The 20,849-nt window shown below is 65.4% G+C and carries 22 protein-coding genes; 20 read left to right on the top strand and 2 right to left on the bottom strand.

Features of this window, described 5'->3' with window-relative positions:
* Position 1: 1 nt before the first annotated feature.
* From Q5064_RS09395 to Q5064_RS09385, 3 genes are all read left to right on the top strand, one after another.
* Positions 2–631, top strand: a complete 630-nt coding sequence (locus Q5064_RS09395) for a 4Fe-4S dicluster domain-containing protein (protein ID WP_135969772.1) — start codon at positions 2–4, stop codon at positions 629–631.
* Positions 632–740: 109 nt separating this feature from the next.
* Complete coding sequence (gene nrfD, locus Q5064_RS09390; RefSeq protein ID WP_302964138.1) at positions 741–2,018, top strand: NrfD/PsrC family molybdoenzyme membrane anchor subunit; 1,278 nt, start codon at positions 741–743, stop codon at positions 2,016–2,018.
* Positions 2,019–2,289: 271 nt separating this feature from the next.
* On the top strand, positions 2,290–3,045 hold the full coding sequence (locus Q5064_RS09385; RefSeq protein ID WP_302964136.1) for a molecular chaperone: 756 nt from the start codon (positions 2,290–2,292) through the stop codon (positions 3,043–3,045).
* Positions 3,046–3,108: 63 nt separating this feature from the next.
* Here Q5064_RS09385 and Q5064_RS09380 read toward each other — a convergent pair whose 3' ends face one another.
* Positions 3,109–3,939 carry a DUF5685 family protein gene (locus tag Q5064_RS09380; protein WP_302964135.1) on the bottom strand — a complete coding sequence of 277 codons (831 nt, stop codon included), beginning with the start codon at positions 3,937–3,939 and terminating at the stop codon, positions 3,109–3,111.
* A gap of 201 nt (positions 3,940–4,140) precedes the next feature.
* On the opposite strand from Q5064_RS09380, the gene Q5064_RS09375 reads away from it, so the two are divergent.
* Complete coding sequence (locus tag Q5064_RS09375; RefSeq protein ID WP_302964134.1) at positions 4,141–4,767, top strand: hypothetical protein; 627 nt, start codon at positions 4,141–4,143, stop codon at positions 4,765–4,767.
* Positions 4,691–5,668 (top strand): nucleotidyl transferase AbiEii/AbiGii toxin family protein, encoded by a 978-nt coding sequence (locus Q5064_RS09370; RefSeq protein ID WP_302964133.1) that lies wholly within the window; start codon positions 4,691–4,693, stop codon positions 5,666–5,668. The genes Q5064_RS09375 and Q5064_RS09370 overlap by 77 nt, the downstream gene beginning before the upstream one ends.
* 17 nt (positions 5,669–5,685) lie before the next feature.
* Here the strand turns inward: Q5064_RS09370 and Q5064_RS09365 are convergent, their stop codons facing one another.
* Entirely contained in the window at positions 5,686–6,429 is a 744-nt protein-coding gene (locus Q5064_RS09365) for a class I SAM-dependent methyltransferase (protein WP_302964131.1), read from the bottom strand.
* Positions 6,430–6,645: 216 nt separating this feature from the next.
* Here Q5064_RS09365 and Q5064_RS09360 point away from each other — a divergent pair, with 216 nt between their 5' ends.
* The 15 genes from Q5064_RS09360 (at position 6,646) to Q5064_RS09290 (ending at position 20,771) form a co-directional block, all read left to right on the top strand.
* On the top strand, positions 6,646–8,004 hold the full coding sequence (locus tag Q5064_RS09360; RefSeq protein ID WP_302964129.1) for an amidohydrolase family protein: 1,359 nt from the start codon (positions 6,646–6,648) through the stop codon (positions 8,002–8,004).
* 244 nt (positions 8,005–8,248) lie between these two features.
* A complete protein-coding gene (locus tag Q5064_RS09355) occupies positions 8,249–8,440 on the top strand; it encodes a CASC3 protein CASC3 (RefSeq protein WP_302964156.1) in 192 nt (63 codons plus the stop codon).
* Positions 8,441–8,462: 22 nt separating this feature from the next.
* Positions 8,463–9,140, top strand: coding sequence for a twin-arginine translocase TatA/TatE family subunit (locus tag Q5064_RS09350; protein WP_302964127.1), 678 nt, complete (start codon positions 8,463–8,465; stop codon positions 9,138–9,140).
* A 1-nt stretch (position 9,141) separates the two neighbouring features.
* The gene (gene tatC / locus Q5064_RS09345) at positions 9,142–9,927 is read left to right on the top strand and encodes a twin-arginine translocase subunit TatC (protein ID WP_302964125.1); all 786 of its coding nucleotides are present in this window, start codon (positions 9,142–9,144) and stop codon (positions 9,925–9,927) included.
* 87 nt (positions 9,928–10,014) lie between these two features.
* Positions 10,015–10,371, top strand: coding sequence for a hydrogenase maturation nickel metallochaperone HypA (locus Q5064_RS09340; RefSeq protein ID WP_278798165.1), 357 nt, complete (start codon positions 10,015–10,017; stop codon positions 10,369–10,371).
* A gap of 89 nt (positions 10,372–10,460) precedes the next feature.
* On the top strand, positions 10,461–11,303 hold the full coding sequence (gene nadE, locus Q5064_RS09335; RefSeq protein WP_302964123.1) for an NAD(+) synthase: 843 nt from the start codon (positions 10,461–10,463) through the stop codon (positions 11,301–11,303).
* 64 nt (positions 11,304–11,367) lie between these two features.
* Positions 11,368–12,606, top strand: a complete 1,239-nt coding sequence (locus Q5064_RS09330; protein WP_302964121.1) for a sensor histidine kinase — start codon at positions 11,368–11,370, stop codon at positions 12,604–12,606.
* Positions 12,599–13,318, top strand: coding sequence for a response regulator transcription factor (locus Q5064_RS09325; protein ID WP_302964120.1), 720 nt, complete (start codon positions 12,599–12,601; stop codon positions 13,316–13,318). The genes Q5064_RS09330 and Q5064_RS09325 overlap by 8 nt, the downstream gene beginning before the upstream one ends.
* A 243-nt stretch (positions 13,319–13,561) precedes the next feature.
* Complete coding sequence (gene groES, locus Q5064_RS09320) at positions 13,562–13,849, top strand: co-chaperone GroES (RefSeq protein WP_302964118.1); 288 nt, start codon at positions 13,562–13,564, stop codon at positions 13,847–13,849.
* Between the two features lie 31 nt (positions 13,850–13,880).
* Positions 13,881–15,515, top strand: coding sequence for a chaperonin GroEL (groL, locus tag Q5064_RS09315; RefSeq protein ID WP_302964115.1), 1,635 nt, complete (start codon positions 13,881–13,883; stop codon positions 15,513–15,515).
* Between the two features lie 96 nt (positions 15,516–15,611).
* Entirely contained in the window at positions 15,612–16,574 is a 963-nt protein-coding gene (locus Q5064_RS09310; RefSeq protein ID WP_302964113.1) for a putative manganese transporter, read from the top strand.
* A gap of 145 nt (positions 16,575–16,719) precedes the next feature.
* On the top strand, positions 16,720–17,349 hold the full coding sequence (locus Q5064_RS09305) for a hypothetical protein (RefSeq protein WP_302964111.1): 630 nt from the start codon (positions 16,720–16,722) through the stop codon (positions 17,347–17,349).
* A 24-nt stretch (positions 17,350–17,373) separates the two neighbouring features.
* Positions 17,374–19,125, top strand: a complete 1,752-nt coding sequence (locus Q5064_RS09300; RefSeq protein WP_302964110.1) for a carbon starvation protein A — start codon at positions 17,374–17,376, stop codon at positions 19,123–19,125.
* 187 nt (positions 19,126–19,312) lie between these two features.
* Positions 19,313–19,915: an HD domain-containing protein gene (locus Q5064_RS09295; RefSeq protein WP_150839282.1), complete on the top strand. Its 603-nt coding sequence runs from the start codon at positions 19,313–19,315 to the stop codon at positions 19,913–19,915.
* A 424-nt stretch (positions 19,916–20,339) separates the two neighbouring features.
* A complete protein-coding gene (locus Q5064_RS09290; protein WP_302964108.1) occupies positions 20,340–20,771 on the top strand; it encodes a universal stress protein in 432 nt (143 codons plus the stop codon).
* The last annotated feature ends 78 nt before the right edge of the window (positions 20,772–20,849 follow it).

The raw sequence follows: 20,849 nt of genomic DNA, 5'->3' as shown, positions 1-20,849 counted from the left end.
CATGGCCGAGCATCGTTATGCGTTTGCGGTGGATACCGTTCGCTGCGTCGGTTGCCATACCTGCACCGTTGCGTGCAAGCAGGAGAACAATGTCCCCGATGGCGTTTTGTGGAATCGAGTGGTCACCGAGGGCGCGAACAGCCTGGACGCCTCGGTGGGCGAGTACCCGAATGTGACGAAGAGCTACCTGACGGTGGCCTGCCAACACTGCGAGAATCCTGCGTGCACGAAGGTGTGTCCCGTGGGTGCCACCTACAAGGATCCAGAGACCGGTGCGGTATGCCAGGATTACGATAAGTGCATCGGCTGCCGTATGTGCGTCGCCGCCTGTCCTTACACGGGTGTGCGCTCCTTCAACTGGGATGAGCCGGCTTACAGCATCCCCCATGCCGTGGGCGACACCTCGGTGGCGACTCATTTAAAGCATACGGTGGAGAAGTGCACGATGTGCTCCCATCGGCTCAAGGACGGGAAGCGACCGTTTTGCGTGGATGCATGCCCCACTTACGCGCGTTTCTGGGGAGATCTGGACGATCCGGAATCCGAAGTTTCCAAGCTTCTCGCAACGCGCGAGTACAAACAGCTGTTGCCCGAGGAGGGGACGAAGCCCTCGGTGTACTACTTGGTGTAGTGGCCGCCGGCCCTCGGCGCTTCTTCTGCTTGCCGCGTAACGCGGCGTGAATCGCAAACTTTCGCGGGCGGGGCTCGCTGCCTTGCCCGCTTACCTCTAGGAGATTCTCATGGCTGATTTCTCTTCTGGGGCCGTCGTAGATGACGACCTCGACTTCAGTGCGGCCCAAGGCCGCTCGAAAACCCGCGAGGCGACTGGCGCCAAGGCCGTCGCGTGGGGCGGCCGCGGGCTGAACATCGCCATCGGCGTGTCGGCCGTCGTGGTGGTGGCCGGCCTCGTGCTCTGGGCGATGCAGCTTTCCGGCGGCATGGTGCAGACCGGCATGCGCAACCTGAACTCGTGGGGCCTCTACATTACGTCCTTCATGTTCTTCGTGGGCCTGTCTGCCGGCGGCCTCATTATCTCGTCGGTGCCCAAGGCCTTCGGCGTCGCCGGGTTCGGCGGCATCTCGAAGGTGGCGGTGATGAGCTCCATCGCCTGCACCGTGGCCGCCATCGGCATGGTGGTGGTCGATCTGGGCCAGCCCATGCGCCTGTGGGAGCTGTTCGCGTACTCCAATCTGGGCAGCCCGCTCATGTGGGACATCCTGGTGCTGGGCACCTACCTCATCTTGTCTTGTGTGTACCTGTGGGCTCAGATGCGCGCCGACGCGGGCAAGATGAGCCATACGGCCCTGCGCGTCATCTCGGTGGTGGCCCTCGTGTGCGCGGTGCTCGTGCACTCGGTGACTGCCTGGATCTTCGGCCTGCAGGTCGGCCGCGAGATGTGGCACACGGCGCTTCTCGCCCCGTGGTTCGTTTCCTCGGCGCTGGTGTGCGGCACGGCGCTCGTCATCTGCGTGGCCGTGGCCCTGCGCGCCGCGGGCTACCTGAAGTGGGAGCAGGCCAACCTGGTGAAGCTCGCCAAGCTGCTCGGCGCCTTCGTGATGGTGGATCTGTACTTCTTCGGATGCGACCTGCTCACCGAGGGCTTCCCCGCCGGATCGGGCCTGGAAGTAGTGGCCATGCTGACAACCGGCCCGCTCGCGCCCTACTTCTGGGTGGAGATCATCGGCTGCGCGGTGTGCGCCGTCATCTGCTTCACCCCGGCGCTGCGCACCAACGCGCTTTTGGTGGCTGGATCGCTGCTCGCCATCGCCGGCATCTTCTGCAAGCGCGTGCAGCTGCTGGTCGGCGGCTTCCAGCTGGCTAACCTGGACATGGCCGGCCCGCTGACCCCCATGCAGCACACGTCCTTCGACGCGGGCCTCTCGGGCATCTACGGCGCCATGGTCTACTGGCCCACGCCGCTCGAGTTCGGCGTCACGCTCGGCGTGGCCGCTCTCGGCGTGCTGGTGTTCCTGCTGGGCGTGAAGCTTCTGCCCCTGCGCCCGGCCGACGACAAGTAGGCCCTCTCTGCATGCAGCCCGCGCCGCCCCTCCGGCGCGGGCTTTTTTGCGCAGAAAGGGAGCAGTGCAAGCGCGTCAAAATCGCCGCGCGGCGTCTTTCTCGCAGCTTCTCGGCGCAACGGCGGTGTTCATCTGAGGTTTCTCGTTGCAACGCAGACGCAACGAAAGATTAGCATTGCGTTTGCGTCGCAACGAAAGCGCCTGTCTCCGATGCTGGCGCGTATGGCGTCTGCTATGCTATTGGCAGTATTAACGATGAAGGAGGATGTCCATGACCGTATCCGCTGATATGTGGCAGGCGCGCGCGGCGATGTGCGAGCTTTTGGCCCTGTCGTTCCGCTACCCCGAGGACAAGGTGCTCGCCGAGGCCATCGCCTCGGGCGAGTGGGGCGAGGCCGCCGACGAGATCGCCGGCGCGCTCGGCCTTGCCTGGTCGTCGGCTACCGCGCCCGGCGCCGCCGAGGCCGCGGCCCTGGCCGACCCGGCCGACATCCAGAAGGAGCTGCGCCCCGAGGCCACGCGCCTGTTCGTGGGCGCCCCGCAGGCCGTGTGCAGCCCCTACGAGGGCGTCTGGCGCGCGACTGCCGAGGGCGTGCAGCCGCTGCTGTTCGTGAATCCGCACTCCATGGCGGTGGAGCGCTTCTGCAAGGCGTGCGGCCTGGGCCGCCCCGAGGGCACCAACGAGCCGCTCGACGCTGTGTGGACCGAGTTGGAGCTTTTGGAGTACCTGGCTCTGCGCGCTGCCGCTGACGCCGCCGAGGCCGAGGGCATCGCGGGCGACGCGAGCGCGGTCGAGGACGTGGTGGAAGACGAGGATACGTTGGAGGAGTTCGAGGATCCCGGCGAGCCTGGCGACGTGGTGGCCTCGACCGACCTGCCCGGCGGCAGCCCCGAGGCGGCTTGGGACGAGTTTGTGGCCGAGCACGCCCGCCAGTGGATGCCCCCGTTCACCGCGGCCGTGCAGGAAGAGTCGCGCGTTCCCTTCTACGCCACGGCGGCCAGTCTGCTCGCGGCGTTCGTCAAGTAACGACGGCGCAATTCAGAATACCGGTCAGTTTCAAGGGGGCTCGCTTTGCGGGTCCCCTCTGCATTACTCGGCGCCCTCTGCAGGCGGATAGGTCTTGTTGAACTGCGCCCAGACGCCCGAGTACAAGATGGCATCCATGAGGTGCGCGTCTTGCACGAGGGGCAGGCGCTCGTAGGCCTCGGCGGCATCGGCGGCCGCCAGGGCCAGTGTGGTGCGCATGGTCTCGGGCGTGGCGCCGAGCGCCACGAAGGGGTTGTAGCTGCCCGAGGCCGCGTCGTCGGCGAAGTCCACGGCGGCGTCCATCAGATAGATGAAGCGGCCCAGCGCGCAGCCGAGCGCCTTCATGCCTCCGGCCCAGAACCCCTGGTTGTGGGCGAAAAGCCGCCCGAGGAGCATGCCGAACTCCCGCGCCGCCGCGTCGGGGTCGACCTCGGCGCCTTCCTGCTCGATGGCCCGGATGCGGCCCATGGCTTTTTCGATGACGGCGCACTGCTCGGGAATGCGGGCCTGCGCTCGCTCGTAGGCACCGGCGAGCAGGCGCGCTGCCGCGCGGGCCTTCACGTCGCCGTCGTCGGCCACGTCGTCGAGCACCTTGTGGTAGGCGAGCGCCACGGAAAGGTCGGCCGCGTAGTCGGCCCACGGCGAGCGCGACCAGAGGCGCGCCGCGGCCGGCGCTGGATGCATCACGCAGTGGCTGGCGCCGCGCACCTCAGCCGGCTCGTGCAGCGAGTTCGCCAGCAGCACGAAGAAGGTGAGGTCGTAGGTGAGGCACGCCCGCGACAGCTGCCCGTAGCGGTCGCGCAGCGTTAAGCACAGCCCGCAGTACAGCGAGCGGTAGCGTTCCTTCTCCTCGTCGGAAAGCGCCTCGGCATCAGCCACCACAAACCCGAACATGCCCCTCCTTTTCCTCTGGATTCACAAGCGCGATGGAGGCATTCTAGCACTCGCGCCTCACCACGAAGTATCGCTGAGGGTCCGGCGGTCTGCGATGCGTGTCCGCCCTCTCGCTGTTTCGAGCTGTTCTCTAAGGTTGACAAATTTCTACAATTTAAGAAAAAATATGTCAACTGCTGATTAGAGAGGTATGATCGACCTATGGAAGTCTTTGCGAACATATTGAAGGAGCGTTTCGGAGAAAACGAGCCTATCCTCATTGGGGAGATTCTCGAAGAGTTCTCCGGTATCAGCCGTCAAGCGGTGTACAAGAAGATCGATGCGGCCATGGCGGAAGGTTCGCTGGAGCGCTACGACCGTGGTGTGTACTATCTTCCCACGGAAACGCGGTTTGGGAAATCGCGTGTGTCAGCTAGACAGGTGGCTGCGAAGCGGTGGCTCCAGTCCGGTGACGAGATTTTCGGATATGTCTCCGGTTTTAACCTTGCCAATGAGTCTGGCGTGTCGGCCCAGGTGCCCAACACATTGGAGATCACCACGAATAAGGAGAAAATGCGCGTTCGAGACGTGAAGCCCTTTGGCGGTTGGAAGCGGGTGACCCTGCGACGCCCGCGTCGCCCTGTTAACGCTCGCAATGTGGATGCCCTCCGATTCCTCGACCTTATTACGGCCGAGAGTATTCAATTCTTCGATGAGTATGAAATGGACGCCCTTCGGAGGCTCGCAAGAAAAGCAGGAAGGACGATGATTTATGACTGCTCAGCCAGCTATCCGGGAAGAACTGCAAAAAAACTGGCAGAATGCGAACGGTACCGCGTATTTGCATAGTCAGAGTCGCCTATTCAGCGACATGGTGACCTCCGTTTCTGAGTCAATCGGCTTAGACGAGGCCCTCGTCGTCAAAGATTACTTCGCTGTCACCATGCTCAAAGAGGTGGCGCGCAGGAACCCCGCGCTTGTGTTCAAGGGCGGCACGTGTCTTTCGAAGTGCTACGGCGTTATCGATCGCTTTTCCGAAGATATTGACTTGGGTATTCAAGAGGAGCATGCGACGGAGGGGATGCGACGAGGCATAAAACGCGCTGTGCTGGAAAGCGCCGAGGCGCTTGGGCTCCATATCGCCAATCTCGATCGCACGCGGAGTCGTCGCGAGTACAACCGCTATGAAATTCCATTGCCCGGCGTAAACGACGCTTCCTTCAGCGATCAGCTTATTGTTGAAACGGCCATCATGACCCCAGCCGATCCGGCTCAAATGCGTCCGCTTCAGAGCTTGATAGGGGAGTATTGCGAGACGCGGGGATACCAGGATGCGGTTAGCGAATTCGGCCTGGGTTCGTTCGAGGTGCTGGCCAACTCTCTTGAACGCACTTTCTGTGACAAGGTGTTCGCGATATGCGACTATTACCTCGCCGGCCCCATTCCTCATCGTCAGTCACGCCACCTGTACGATCTCAGGAAGCTCTTGGACATTGTTGTTCTCGATGAAAAGTTACTTTCACTGCTGTCCATCGTGCGACGACAGCGGCTCGGCAACTACCGCACACCCTCGGCTGAGCCAGATGTCGATGTGGCGGAGGTGCTGGAGGAGATTCTAAGCAACGAGGTCTATCGAGCCGACTATGAACACGTAACGGCTCCTCTTCTTTATGAGGAAATGAGCTACGCACGGGCATCGTCGGCTGTCGGGGAAATAGCGGGAGCTCTCAGGCAAATGTCGTGGCAGTAGGCCTTTGGCTTCGCGCCCTACTCCGGCTTTCGCGCTACGTGGACGGCGGCGATGCCGCCGGTGTAGTTCTTCCAGGTTACCTCGGTGAAGCCGGCTGCGCGCATCATATCGGCCAGGCCCTCCTGGTCGGGGAAGGCGCGGATGGACTTCGCCAGGTACACGAAGCCGTCCTTATCGCCGGTAATGAGGCCGCCCCAGAACGGGATGAGGTGGCGCAGGTAGAAGTGGTACAACGCTCGCCAGGCGCCATTCGGCGGCGTGGAGAACTCCAGGCACACGAGCGAGCCGCCTGGGCGCAGCACGCGGAACATCTCGGAGAGGGCTCGCGGCCGATCGGGCATGTTGCGGATGCCGTAGGCCATGGTGATCACATCGTAGGACTCATCGGCGTAGGGGATGTCCTGGGCGTCCACCACCTGAAAGTCGATGGGCACGCCCGCGCCGTCGCCCTCGTCGATGTGCATGCGGGCCACGTCCAGCATCTCGGGCACGAGATCGGTGCACTGGATGTGGCGCGGGTGCTTGGTGCGCGCCACGGTGAAGGTCACGTCCCCCGTGCCGCCCGCGATATCCAGCACGTCGTGGTGCTCCTCGATGGGCGCCTGGCGCATCATGCCGGCGAGCCACAGCTTGTAGGCGCCGAAGCTGGAGATGGCGTTGAACCGCTCGTACTTCTTCGCGATGGACGAGAAGATGTCGCGCACGCGCTCGCTCGAGAGCTCGGCGGGGGCCTCGAGCCCGGTGGCGGTGTCGATGGTCATGGGGTGCAGCTCCCTCGGAATCGGCGGGCGGGGCCCGGCGCCGCGCGGTCGAGGGGTGGGAAGCCCTGGGAATTCCGCACAGCGTTACGGTCAACGTTCGGCCCCCAGTATACGCCCCCGCACCGCAAATCGCGCGCGCCTATCCGCGCGCGGCGCGAACCTCATGCTATCATGGGTCGCTGATCGCGTATCCCTCCTCGCAAGAAGGGAGGCACCATGCTCCTTTGTGCCCAGTACATCCTGCCCGTCACCTCCGAGCCCATCGTCGATGGCGCGGTGCTCGTGCGCGACGGCGTCATCCGCGACATCGGCAGCGCCGATATGCTGCGCCTGCGCTACCCCGACGAGGAAGTCGTCGACCAGGGGCTCGCGGCCATTATGCCCGGTCTCGTGGATTTGCACACGCGCCTGGAGCAGTCGGTGCTGCGCGGCGTGGTGAACGACGCCCCCTACGTGGAGTGGCTCTCGGAAGTGGCTCGCAAGTCGGGCCGCCTGGAGGCCGCTGACTGGTTCGATTCCGCTATCCTGGGAGGCCTGGACGCCCTTTCCAGTGGCATCACCACCGTCGCCGACATCACCGTGACCGGCGCCTCGTGCACGGCCGTGAACAAGCTCGGCCTGCGCTCGGTCATCTACCGCAGCGTGGGCGCCATGGACCGCAACCGCATCGACGCGGCCATGCAGCTGGCCCAAAAGGACATCCTGCACTGGCGCGAGGAGGTCGACTCCGACCGCGTGACCATCGGCATCGCGCCCGCGCCCCTGTTCACCAACCATCCGGCCACCCTCACGGCCGTCTCCCAGTTCGCCACCAGGGAGGATCTGCCCGTGGCCATGTGGCTCGCCGGCAGCCGCGAGGAGTGCGACTTCGTGAAGTACGGCTCGTCGCCCTTCCAGGTGCACGGCGGCGACGTGAAGCGCGGCTACGTGGAAATCCCGCCGTGGCTGCCCACCGGCGTGAGCCCGGTGCGCTACGCCCTGAACTGGAGCGCCTTCGAGGCCCCCAACGTCATGATCGTGGGCGCGGTGTGCGTGGACGATTCCGACCTGAAGAAGCTGCGCGAGTACGATGTGGCCGTATGCGTGTGCCCGCGCGCCTGCGCCCAGCTGGGCATGGGCGTGGCGCCCCTCGACGAGTTCCTCCGCGCCGATCTGCGCGTGGGCCTCGGCACCGACTCGCCGGCGGCCACCGAGTCAACCGACATGCTCTCCGAGATGCGCTTAGGGATGCTGCTCCAGCGCGCCGTGAACACCGACTTCCTCGACGCGCGCACCATGCTCGAGGTGGCCACCATCGGGGGCGCCCGCGCCCTCGGCCTGCAGGACAAGGTGGGCTCGCTGGAGATCGGCAAGTGCGCCGACCTCGTCGCCGTGGACCTGTCCAGCTCGCACCAGTCCTTCACGGCCGATCCCGTCTCGGCTGTCGTGAACACCTGCACCACGGCCGACGTGCTCATGACCATGGTGGACGGCAACGTGCTCTACGAGAAGAACCGCTGGCACGTGAAGGTGGAGGTGGCGAAGAACATCGCCCGGGTCATCGAGATCCGCAGCAAGTTGCGCCCCGAGGCCTAGGGCCCCTCTCGAGCGGGCGCGTCGGGCGGGTTCGTCCGGGTAAAGCGCCCCGCGTCGTTCGCGCCCGACGCCCCGGCCGACCGCCTGGGGCTTCCGTGAGCGCGGCAAACCGTGGAATTCGTGCAGCGCCGCCCCGTGCCAGAGGGTTTTCCTCTGGCGCTGGGCGGCGCAATCTGCGATAATGGCGAATTTGCTACGAGAGAAACTACGAGGAGCGCACACGATGTCTCAGAAGAAGAACAAGATCGGGGCGAAGAACGTCACGCGCAAGCAGCAGGCCGAGCGCATCCGCGCGGCCGAGGAGCGCGAGCGGCGCGCCAAAGAGGCCGCCGAGGCCAAGGCGCGCACGAAGAAGATCTTCACCGTCATCGTCTGCGTCATCCTCGTGCTGGCTCTCGGCATTCCCACCATGGCTTTAACCGTGCTCTCCCTGTAGAGCCTCACGAAAGGATCGCGACGTGTTTGGAATCGGCGGATTCGAGCTTTTCCTCATTCTGCTGTTCGGGTTCCTCATCTTCGGGCCCGACAAGCTGCCTGCCATGGCGAAGACCCTCGGCAAGGCCATTGCGAAGTTCCGGAGCGCCCAGGAGGAGATGAGCGGCGTGCTCAAGGGCGAGATGGTGTTCGACAAGGACTCCGACGAGCCCTTCAAGAATCCGCTCGACGCCCTGGATGATGTGGCCGCGAAGGCGAGCAAGGGCACCGCGGCCGCGAAGAAGGCCGCGACGACGGCCACGAAGAAGGTGAGCGAGGCCAAGAAGGCCACGACCACCACGGCCGCCGCCGGCGCCGCGGCCGCCAGGGCCGCTCAGGCCGAGGCTGAGGCTGGTGCCGACGAGGCCCCCACCAAGCCCGAGAGCTTTGCCGAGCGCAAGGCCCGCTACGACAAGGAGCGCCAGGCCAAGAAGGAGGCCGAGGCCGAGGAGCGCAAGGCGAAGGAGGCCGAGGAGAAGAAGGCCGCCGCCGAGGCCCGCAAGGCCGAGGCCGCCAAGAAGCGCGAGGAGGCCGCGGCCAAGCGCAAGGCCGAAGCCGAGGCCAAGAAGGCCGCCGAGGCCGCCAAGACGGTGACCGAGGCCGCCGACGACGCTCCCGCCGCCAAGGCCGCCGACGCCCCCGCCGAGAAGAAGGAGAACTAGCATGCCTATCGGACCGGCACGCATGCCGCTTTTCGACCACCTGGGCGAGCTGCGCATGCGCCTTGTGCGCATCGTGGCCTGCCTGGCCGTGGCCGTCATCGTGTTCTACATGGCCACGCCCACTATGGGCCAGTTCCTGCTCATGCCCATCGCCGAGTTCTTGCCGGTGAACCCGGCCAACGGCATGGCATCGCTGCAGGCCATCGACCCCTTCGAGGCCTTCGCCGTGCGCTTCCAGATATCGGTCTGGGCCGGCATCGTGGCCACCTCGCCCGTTATCCTGTGGCAGCTTCTGGCCTTCTTCCTGCCGGCGCTGAAGCCGAGCGAGCGCAAGTGGTTCATCCCCACCTTCGCCGCGGCGGTGGCCCTGTTCATGATCGGCACGGTGTTCTGCTACTGCGTCATCCTGAACCCAGCGTTCCAGTGGCTCACCGACCAGGCCATGGGCCTCGGCTACGTGGCGCCGCGCATGAGCTCCTACATCGACATCATCATCAAGTTCGAGCTCGGCTTCGGCTTCGCCTTCGAGTTGCCGCTCATCGTGTTCTACCTGGTCATCTTCGACGTCATCCCCTATAAGAAGCTGCGCGGCAGCTGGCGGACGGTGTACGTAGTGCTCATGGTCATCTGCGCCGTGGTCACCCCCGATGCCTCGCCGGTCACCATGCTGCTCATGTTTGCGGCCATGATCGTGCTCTACGAGGGCAGCCTGTTCATCGCGCGTCTGGTGCTCGGGCGTCGCATCAAGGCCCAGAACGAGCGCCTCGCCGCCGAGGAAGACGAGTAGGGGGCCTCCGGCGCGCTCGGAGCAAACGGAAAGCACAGGGGCGGGGGAGACTCCGCCCCTTTTCATATCGCAGGAAAGGAAAGCGCTATGCACGAGCTGGGACTCATGACCGGGGTGATGGACGCGGCGGTGGAAGCGGCCCGGGAAGCCGGGGCGACGCGGCTTTTGGGCGTGAAGGTGTCCATCGGCGAGGCCACCGAGGCCGTGGAGGACGCGCTCGTCTTCGCCTTCGAGGCCCTGGCCGAGGCCGACGACTTCACCCGGGGCGCCACGCTCGATCTCACGATGATTCGCCCCCGCAGCCTGTGTTTGGAATGCGGCGAGGAATTCGAGCACGACCTGTACAGCCGCTTCTGCCCGAAGTGCGACAGCTTCGCCACCGAGCTTCTGGCCGGTCGCGAGCTGCAGATCGACTCCATCGAGGTGGACGTCCCCGAGGCGTGAGCCTGCTTGAGCGGCGGTAACCGGGGGGAAACAAAGCCCTGGCATACTGCTGGGAAGGAACTCGCGTGCCACCGATGGAAAGGACGGCCATGGAACCCCTAGAGATGTACGACGCCTGCACGGCGGCCCTCGGCGCTTTTGTGTGCGACGCGGGCTTTTCCGAGGTGGTGATCGGCCTTTCGGGCGGCATGGACTCGTCGCTTGTGGCCGTCATGGCCGCCGACGCCCTCGGTGCCGCGCGCGTGCACGGCGTCATGCTGCCGGGGCCCTATTCGAGTGAGTCGTCCATCGATGACGCCGAGGCGCTTGCGGCCAATCTGGGCATCGAGGTGCGCACCGTGTCCATCTGCGAGCCCTTCGAGGCCTTCGAGTCCGTGCTCGCCCGCGCCTGCGGGGGCGCCCTTTCAGGTCTGGCCGCCGAGAACACCCAGGCCCGCTGCCGCATGGTGTGCCTCATGGCGCTGTCGAACGCCCATGGTTGGCTCATGCTGAACACGGGCAACAAGTCCGAGGCCTGCATGGGCTACTCTACCCTCTACGGCGACACGGCCGGGGCCTTCGCGCCCTTGGGTGGGGTGTACAAGACCGACGTGTTCGCCATGGCCCGCGCCCGCAACCGCCGCGCCGCCGAGGCCGGCGAGGTGCTGCCCATTCCCGTGAACGTGTTCGTGAAGCCCCCCTCGGCCGAGCTCGCCCCCGATCAGGAGGACGAGAAGTCCCTCGGCATCGACTACGCCACCCTCGACCGCATTCTCGTGGCGAGTGTGGAAGAGGGTCGCGACGCGCCCGCCATCATCTCGGCGCTGGAGCGCGACGGGCTCGCCTCTGCCGAGGCGGAGCGGCTTGTGGACTACGTGCTCTCCCGCACGGCCGCCAACGCCTTCAAGCGCGCGCTCGAGCCGCCCTATCCGGAGGCGCCCTTCTACGGTTGACAAGCTCGCAACTACACTGCGCGGAGTATGGCGCGGCTGACGCGGGTCGTTTACCATGGTGCTCATGGATAAGATATTCCGACAGACCACCCGGCTTACGGCCACCGACTGGCTCATCGACGCGGTCATCGCGCTCGGTGCCTTCGGGTTCGCGTGCCTGCAGCTCACCCTGGCGGTGAACCTGCTCATTCCCGACGACTTCATGCGGCGGCTCATGGGTATCCAGGCCATGGTGCCCACGACGCTCACCTTGGGCGCCATCGCGCTCACCACGCTGCCGCTGGTGCTGCGCCGCAAGGCTCCCTGGGCTGTGTTCGCCTGGACGCTGGTGGCGTGGTGTTTGCTGCAGGCCGAGCTGAACGGCATCGCGCTCTCCATCGTCGGTCCGCTGGCGGCGCTCTTCACCGTGGCGTCCACACGCTCGCGCGGCGAGGCCGTGGCGGCCTGCGCCCTGGCAGCGGCGGTGTTCCTGCTCGCGCCGACCCCTCCCGACCAGTCGCGCATCCTCACGCAGCTCACGGTGTTCCAGAACCTGGCCCTCGCCCTGGCGGCCGCCTTCGCCGGCTACGCGCTGCACGAGCACCAGGAACGCATCCTCGCCATCGAGGAACGGGCCCTCGCCGCCGAGCGCACCCGCGAGACCGAGGCGCGCCGCCGGGTGGAGGCCGAGCGCGTCTCCATCGCCCGGGAGGTGCACGACATCACGGCGCACTCGCTGTCGGCGGTGAGCATCCAGGCGGCTGCCGCCGAGCGATTGGTGGAGCGCGACCCGGCCGCCTCAAAGGAGGCCATTGCCGAGGTGCGCCGCACCTCCAAGGCCGCGCTGGAGGAAATTCGCGCGATGATCGGCGTTTTGCGCACGGGCGAGGGTCCGGCTGAGACGGCTCCCACCGAGGGTACCGACCGCATGGCCGACCTGGTTGCCTATCTGGAAGGTGCCGGCGTGCAGGCCTCGCTGGCCATGGAGGCCTACGACCGCGCGGCAGTGCCGGCCTTCATCGACGTGGCCCTCTACGGCATTGCGCGGGAGGCCGTGACGAACATCGTGCGCCATGCCGGTGCCTCCGAGGCGTTTGTCGAGCTGGCCGTCGACGGGGCTGCCGGCTGTGCCCGGCTTGTGGTGGAAGACGACGGGCGAGGTCTTGCCGGGGCCGATGTCTCCGGCGACCACCACGGGCTCTTGGGCATGCGCGAGCGCGCCCGGCTGCTCCACGGCACCTTCGCCGCCGCAGAGCGGGCGCAAGGCGGTACCCGCATCGAGGTGTCCATTCCCCTGGCGCAGAAGGAGGAGCCCCATGACTGATCCTACGACTGAGGCCGACCGCCCCATTCGCGTGCTCGTCGTCGACGACCAGGACCTCGTGCGCAGCGGCTTCAAAATGATCCTCGGCACCTATCCGGGCATCGAGATCGTCGGCGAGGCGAAGACGGGCGATGCGGCCGTGGCCGAGGCCCAGCGCCTCAAGCCCGACGTGGTGCTCATGGACATCCGCATGCCCGAGATGAACGGCATCGAGGCCACCCGCGCCATCACGGGCAATCCGCTGCTGGCCAAGACGCGCGTGCTCGTGCTCACCACCTTCGATATCGACGAGTACGTCTTCGATGCCCTCTCCGCCGGCGCGAGCGGCTTCCTTCTGAAGGACGCCGACCCCGACGACATCGCCGCGGCCATCCGTGTGGTGGCCGACGGCGACGCGCTCATCCAGCCCTCGGTGATGCGGCGGCTCGTGGAGACCTTCGTGGCCGCGCGCCCGCGGGCGGGCTGGGGAAGCGCGAGCGCTGCCGACAGCCGCCGGGCGGCGCTGGCGTCGCTTACCGACCGAGAGCGCGAGATACTCATGCTGGTGGCCCGCGGCCTCTCCAACGACGACATCGCCGCCGAGCTGTTCATCTCGCCTGCCACGGTGAAGACCCACCTGGCGCGCATCATGGCGAAAACCGACGCCCACGACCGCGCCCAACTCGTCGTGTTCGCCTACGAGACGGGGCTCGTTGCTCCCGCAGGGGCATAGCTGCGCAGTTGCACAAAAATGAGAGTGGTCGGGTAATCCCTGATCAATAGCATAATCGCAGGAAACCTGAGCGGAAAAAACTCAAGTTTTTCCTTCGCGCCCCTTGTATTCCGTCCCGTTGCTGTTATGATGTCTTCCTGTTTAGCACTCGTAGTTGCGGAGTGCTAGCACTTAACCCGATCGAGTGGTTAAATGAGAGGTTGTGCACCCGCACTACGCAAACCATTGAAAGGACGGCAAGCTATGAATTTGAAGCCTCTGGGCGACCGCGTCATCCTGAAGCAGGACGAGGCCGAGGTCACCACCGCCTCCGGGCTCTTCTTGGCCTCCGATGCCAAGGAGAAGCCGCAGACCGGCACCATTATCGCCGTGGGCGAGGGCAAGATGGACAAGGACGGCAAGCTGCTCCCCATGCCCGTGAAGGTCGGCGACAAGGTCATCTACGGCAAGTTCGGCGGCACCGAGATCGCGCTGGACGGCGAGAACGTGCTCATTCTCCGTGCCGACGACATTTACGCGGTTGTTGAATAAATAGAAGAGAATTCGAAAGGAACGCGAACTTATGGCTAAGGAAATCAAGTTCGATACCGACGCTCGCTCCGGCCTGGCCGCGGGCGTGTCCAAGCTGGCCGACGCCGTGAAGGTGACGCTCGGCCCCAAGGGCCGCTACGTGGCCCTGGAGAAGTCCTACGGCGCCCCGCTCATCACCAACGACGGCGTGACCGTGGCCAAGGAAGTGGAGCTGGAAAACCCCGTGGAGAACATGGGCGCCCAGCTGGTGCGCGAGGTGGCCGTGAAGACCAACGACGTGGCCGGCGACGGCACCACTACCGCCACCCTGCTCGCCGACGTCATCGTCTCCGAGGGTCTGAAGAACGTGACCGCCGGCGCCGATGCTCTCGGCATCCGCCGCGGCATCGAGAAGGCCACCGACGCCATCGTGGAGGCCATCAAGGCCGCCGCCACCCCGGTGTCCACCAAGGAGCAGATCGCGAACGTTGGCCGCATCTCCGCCGGCGACGCCGCCATCGGCGACAAGATCGCCGAGGCCATGGACGCCGTGGGCAACGACGGTGCCATCTCCGTCGAGGAGTCCCAGACCATCTTCGGCATTGACATGGAGATCGTCGAGGGCATGCAGTACGAGCGCGGCTACATCTCTCCCTACATGGCCACCGACATGGAGAAGATGGAGGCGGTGCTGAAGGATCCCTTCGTGCTGCTCACCGACATGAAGATCAACTCCATCCAGGACATGGTTCCGCTGCTGGAGGAGATCATGCGCTCCGGCCGCCCGCTGTTCATCGTGGCCGAGGACGTCGAGGGCGAGGCTCTCTCCACCATCCTGCTTAACCGCCTGCGCGGCACCCTGAACGTCGTGGCCATCAAGGCCCCCGGCTTCGGCGACCGCCGCAAGCGCATCCTGGAGGACATCGCCGTGGTCACCGGCGCCCAGGTCATCGACAAGGACTTCGGCATGACCATGGCCGACGCCACCATGGAGATGCTCGGCACCGCCAAGACCGTGAAGGTCACCAAGGACACCGCCCTTATCGTGGACGGCGCTGGTAAGAAGGAAGACATCCAGAACCGCATCCAGATCATCCGCGCCGAGCTGGAGCGCGTCGACTCCGACTTCGACCGCGAGAAGGCCCAGGAGCGTCTGGCGAAGCTGTCCGGCGGCGTGGCCGTGCTGAAGGTGGGCGCTGCCACCGAGTCCGAGCTGAAGGAGAAGAAGTCCCGCATCGAGGACGCCCTGCAGGCGACCCGCGCGGCCGTGGAGGAGGGCATCGTCGCCGGCGGCGGCGTGGCCCTGGTGGACGCCATCGGCGCCCTGGACTCCGTCGAGGCTGCCGACAAGGACGAGGAAGTCGGCATCAACATCATCCGCAAGGCCATCGAGGCCCCGATGCGCGCCATCGCCCAGAACGCGGGCTTCGAGGGCTCCGTCGTGGTCGAGAAGGTGAAGAGCCTGCCGGCCGGCGAGGGTCTGAACTGCGCCAACGGCGAGTATGGCAACATGATCGCCATGGGCGTGAACGACCCAGTGAAGGTGACCCGCACCGCGCTGCAGTCCGCGGCCTCCGTGGCGGCGCTGATCCTCATCACTGAGGCCACCATCAACGAGATCCCCAAGGAGGGTCCCGATCTGTCCGCCCTGGCCGGCGCCATGGGCGGTGGCGGCGGGATGTACTAGGCCGCGCGCCCGCAAGGGCTGCCGGTTCAGTAACCGCTTAACAAACTAACTCGCGGAAAGGCGCTCTTCGGAGCGCCTTTCTTCTACAATGGGCCCATGGACGAAATCATGCACATAGCCGAGCACGTGCTGGAGCACTCGCTGGCCGACACCCTCTATCTCATCCCGTTCCTGTGGGTCACCTACCTGGCCATGGAGTGGCTCGAGCACAAGACGGGCGAGAAGACCCAAAATGCCATCCGCCATGCCGGGGCGGCCGGCCCCATCGTGGGCGCCTTCCTCGGCGTGGTGCCCCAATGCGGCTTCTCGGCGGTGGCGGCCACGCTGTGGGCCGGCCGCGTCATCACCCTCGGCACGCTCTTCGCCGTGTTCCTCTCCACTTCCGATGAGATGCTGCCCATCTTTTTGGCTGAATCGGTGCCGGGCAACACCATCCTCTCCATCATGGGCGCGAAGGTGGTCATCGGCATGGTCATGGGCTTCGTGGTGGACGCGGTGCTGCGCCTGGCCCGCCGCGACAAGGATCGCCTGCGCATCCACGAGCTGTGCGAGCGGGACCAGTGCGGCTGCAACCACGACTGCCACACCTGCGAGATGGCCCCCGAGCGCGCCTACGAGCACCACGACGACGTGGAGCACACCCACAGCCACGGCCACGGCTGGAAGGGCATCCTTCTCAGCGCCACGAAGCACACCGTGCAGGTGACGCTGTTCATCTTCATCATCACCATCGTGTTGAACATCGTGCTCGAGACGGTGGGGGAGGAGGCCCTGGCCCAGTTCCTCGGCGACAACCCCAACTTCTCGGTCTTCGCCACGGCGCTCGTGGGGCTCATCCCCAACTGCGCCGCCAGCGTGGTCATCGCCCAGCTCTACGTGGACGGCGTGTTCGGCGCCGGCGCCATGCTCGCCGGCCTGCTCGTCTCCGCCGGCGTGGGCCTGCTCGTGCTCGTGCGCGCCAACCGCCACTGGAGGCAGAACCTCGCCATCATCGCGGCGCTCTACGCCACGGGCGTTTTCTGGGGCCTTATCTGCAACGGCCTCGGCGTGGTGTTCTAGGGCGCACGGCGGCGTCTGCGCTCGCGGGCAAGCCTCCCCCTGACCTGATAATTTGTCAAAATACCTCCTTGCGCTGGCGGCGAGATCGTACTAATCTCATAACGTTCATTCGCAGGGTTATTATTTGGGGAAGAAGGCGATGGTCATGGCTGGCCGCATGGAAGTCATCGAGCGACTTCTCGCCGCCCACGAGGCGTGGTTCGACGTCGAGCGCGACCACTGCTTCGGGGGCCGTACGTTTCCCGGCTACGCCGAATTCCACTCATCTGCCTCCCAGTACGTGCTCGTGAAGCGCGCGAAGCTATGGGAGGCCTCCAGCCATGAGTACCTGTTCTTCTGGCCGACATCTCGCTTGGACGAGGCGGAGCTGAACGACTTGCTGCACTTCATGACCCACGAGGCCCTGGCCAAGGTGCAGCTGACCCCCGAGCATATGAGCTCGTACTTGTCACTGGTCGTGGTGGCCGATGCGGTGGACGGCGAGGCGGCGCGCCACGTACGCAAGGCGCGTTTCCGCAAGAATTTCGCCTTCGGGCTGAAGGGATGGGCCGATCTGCGCGTGGCCGCCGTCGATCTATCGGCGCGCCGTGTGTGGGCCAACACTCAGGGGAAGCCACTCGTGGAAACCTTGGCGGCGAACGCGTTTGCCGAGGGTGCCCTGGCAGAGGGCGGAAAGGACGCGGCCGTGGCGGCTGCCGCGTTCGCGTCCGCAGCCGATGCCGAGGCGCCTTCGGCGGAGGCGTCGGCCGTGAGGGTTTCGCGCGTGGGGAGATAAAGGGAAAGGAAAGGAAGGACAGGAATGAACGCATTGGTCATTCTCATCGTAGCCATTATCGTGCTCGTCGCGGGCTACATCTTCTACGGCGGCTGGCTCGCCAAGCAGTGGGGCGTTGAGCCCGACCGCCCGACGCCGGCCCACGAGCTGGAGGACGGCAAGGACTACGTGCCCGCCGCCCCCTACGTGGTGCTCGGCCACCACTTCTCGTCCATCGCGGGCGCCGGCCCCATCAACGGCCCCATCCAGGCCGCCATCTTCGGCTGGGTGCCGGTTCTTCTGTGGGTGCTCATCGGCGGCATCTTCTTCGGCGCCATGCACGACTTCGGCGCGCTGTTCGCCTCGATCCGCCACAAGGGGCAGACGCTTGCCACGGTCATCGCGCATAACATCGACGACACGGCCAAGAAGCTGTTCTGCATCTTCGCCTATCTGACGCTCATCCTGGTGGTGGCCGCCTTCGCCTCTATTGTGGCGAGCACCTTCGCCGTGGTGCCGGTGCCGCTGGACGACGCGGCGGCCGCGGCGACGGCCGAGGCCGGCAATATGGCGAACATGCGCACGGCCATGATCTCGGTGCTGTTCATCGTGGTGGCCGTCATCTACGGCCTCATCACCCGCGGCCGCAAGATTCCCACGGCGGCGAACATCGTCTCGGCCATCGCCATCATCGTGGTTGTGGTGGCCCTGGGCTACAACCTGCCCGTCATCGCCCTCGACAACACCACCTGGATGTTCATCGTGGGTCTCTACATCCTCTTGGCCTCGGTCGCCCCGGTGTGGATTCTGCTGCAGCCGCGCGACTACCTGTCGAGCTACCTGCTCTACGGCATGATCGCGCTGGCGCTCATCGGCATCATCGGCGCCGGGCTGACCGGTGACGCCGCCTCGCTCGACATCCCCGCGTTCACGGGCTTCGCGGCCGCGGCGGGCGAGAGCAAGGTGGCCGCCTCGGGCTTCCTGTTCCCGGCCCTGTTCATCACCATCGCCTGCGGAGCCATCTCCGGCTTCCACAGCCTGGTGGCCTCTGGCACCACCTCCAAGCAGCTCGACCGCGAGGCCGAGGCCCAGCCCATCGCCTACGGCGGCATGCTGCTGGAGTGCCTCGTCGCCGTCATCTCGCTGTGCGCGGTGGCCTTCGTGTTCGCCGGCTACATGGACGGCACCTACGCCTCGCCGACCCAGGTGTTCGCCGCGGGCCTCTCCCAGATGCTCGCCTGCGTGCCCGGGCTGGCCGGCGTGGAGTCCATCGCCTACGCGCTGCTCGTGCTGGCCGTGTCGGTGTTCTGCCTCACCTCGCTCGACACCGCCACCCGTCTGGGCCGCTACATGTTCCAGGAGCTGTTCACGCCCCACGGCATGGAGATGAGCGAGCTGACCGGCTGGCGCGCGATCCTCACCAACCCGTGGGTGGCCACCATCATCACGGTCATCTTCGGCGTGGGCCTGGGACTGACCGGCTACCAGCTCGTATGGCCGCTGTTCGGCGCCGCCAACCAGCTTCTGGCCGCCCTCGGCCTTCTGGCCGTGTGCGCGTGGCTCGGCAATGCGGGCCGCAACAACAAGATGTTCTACCTGCCCATGGCCTTCATGATGGTGGTGACGCTGTGCTCGCTCGCCCTGACGGTGTGGGGCAAGATCGGCCTCATCGCCGCCGGCACGGTGGACGCGGCCACGGTGCTGCAGCTGGTCATCGGCCTTCTGCTCATGGTGTTCGCCGTCATCCTGGCGGTGAAGGGCGCACGCACCATCTTCGGCAAGAAGCCGGCTGCCTAAGGGCTTCTCGGCCGCGGGCCCCTCTGGCGCAGTGCCGGGCGCCCGTCCTGCCGCAACGCTTTCGGGGCGTCGTTGGAGGTGTCTCCAGCGGCGCCCCTCTTTTTGTAGAGGGAATTCCAACGGCTGCGCGTCGCTTAAGGCGCTATAGTGGTTCCCGGACGAAAACACGAGACGAGAGGAGGCGCCTGTGAGCGCACTTTCCGCCGGCATGACCCGCGAGGAGGCCTTCGAGCTGCTCGCCGCCCACAACAAGGACCCCTTCCACATCGAGCACGGCGAGACCGTCGAGCAGACCATGCGCTACTTTGCCCGCGAGTACGACCCGGAGAACGAGGAGTTCTGGGGCATCGTGGGGCTTTTGCACGACCTGGATTGGGAAGAGCACGACGACGAGCCGGAGAAGCACACGCTGTTCGCCGCGCCGCTCATCGAGGAGGCCGGCGGCACGCCCGAGCTCATCCGCGCTATCCAGTCGCATACCTCCGACTTCAACCCCGACCTTCCCAAGCCGGAGCTGCAGATGGAGAAGATCCTGTTCGCCACCGAGGAGCTCACCGGACTCATCGGCGCGGCTGTGGTCATGCGCCCGAGCAAGTCGGTCATGGACTTCAATGTGAAGTCGCTCAAGAAGAAGTACAAGGACAAGCGCTTCGCCGCCGGCGTGAGCCGCGAGGTCATCGCGAGCGGCGCGGAGATGCTCGGCTGGGAATTGGACGAGCTGTTCGCCCGCACCATCGAGGCCATGCAGTCCTTCGCTCCCGACCGCGACACCTTCGTGGCGGCGGAGTAGGAGCGTCGCGGAGAAGATTGTTGACTTTCGCTCGACGGCTCTTATAATGAAGAACAGGTGGTCGCCGCGGCTACGGCGGGCCGCCTCACAATACTTTTGGGTAATTGTGTTGAGGGGCCGCTTCCGCTGTCAGGCGGGGGCGGCTTTACTCTTTCCGGCGCCGAGTCAGTTCCAGCACCAGGCTGATGGCCGCTATTACAACAAGGCAGAATGCAAACAAATCTGTCCAAGTAACCATAGGTAACCTCCTTGAATAGAGGCAACCCCACCACCTATTCTATATGTGATTATAGCACATTTGTTCTAATTTTGTAACCCAAATCAACAAGAACTAAAACAATTTGTGGCGTTTGATGGGCGGGGCTACAATGGTCGCAGGACTTGACAGCCTGCTTATCAGGTATGCTGACAGAAAGGATGCCCCATGTGGTGCCATAAGATCCTCGTGGCCTACGACGGAAGCGCTCCGTCGCACCGGGCCTTGGAGGTCATGCGCGAGATCGCCCAGTCGAACCCTGCCGCGGAGGTGGTGCTTGTGCACGTCATGCGCCTGTTCTCCTCGGGCTCGGCGGCCGCGGGGATGGACACCGTCATGGTAGAGGACGCCATGGCCATCCGCGCGGAGCTGGAGGCCATCGCCTCTGAGCTGCCGAATCCTGCCGAGGTGAAGGTGCTCAAGGGCACCTCGCCGGCCGACCTCATCGTGAACTGCGCGAAGGACGAGGGCTGCGACCTCATTATCATGGGCAGCCGTGGCCAGGGCGGTGTGAAGGGCTTCCTCGGAAGCGTCAGCTACGCGGTGACCAAGGAATCGCCCATCACCGTGCTCATCGCGAAAGAAGGCGACTGCCGCTAATGGCCTCATCTGCTGCCGCGACCCGTCCGGCCGCTTCCCCCGCCCGCCAATCTGCGGAATCTGCCGCCGCTCGCCCCG

Origin of the sequence: uncultured Adlercreutzia sp. (assembly GCF_958431955.1) — a bacterium.
Lineage (GTDB): Bacteria > Actinomycetota > Coriobacteriia > Coriobacteriales > Eggerthellaceae > Adlercreutzia.
Note: the sequence above shows the minus strand (reverse complement) of the source record. Positions and strands in the feature narration are given on the sequence as shown.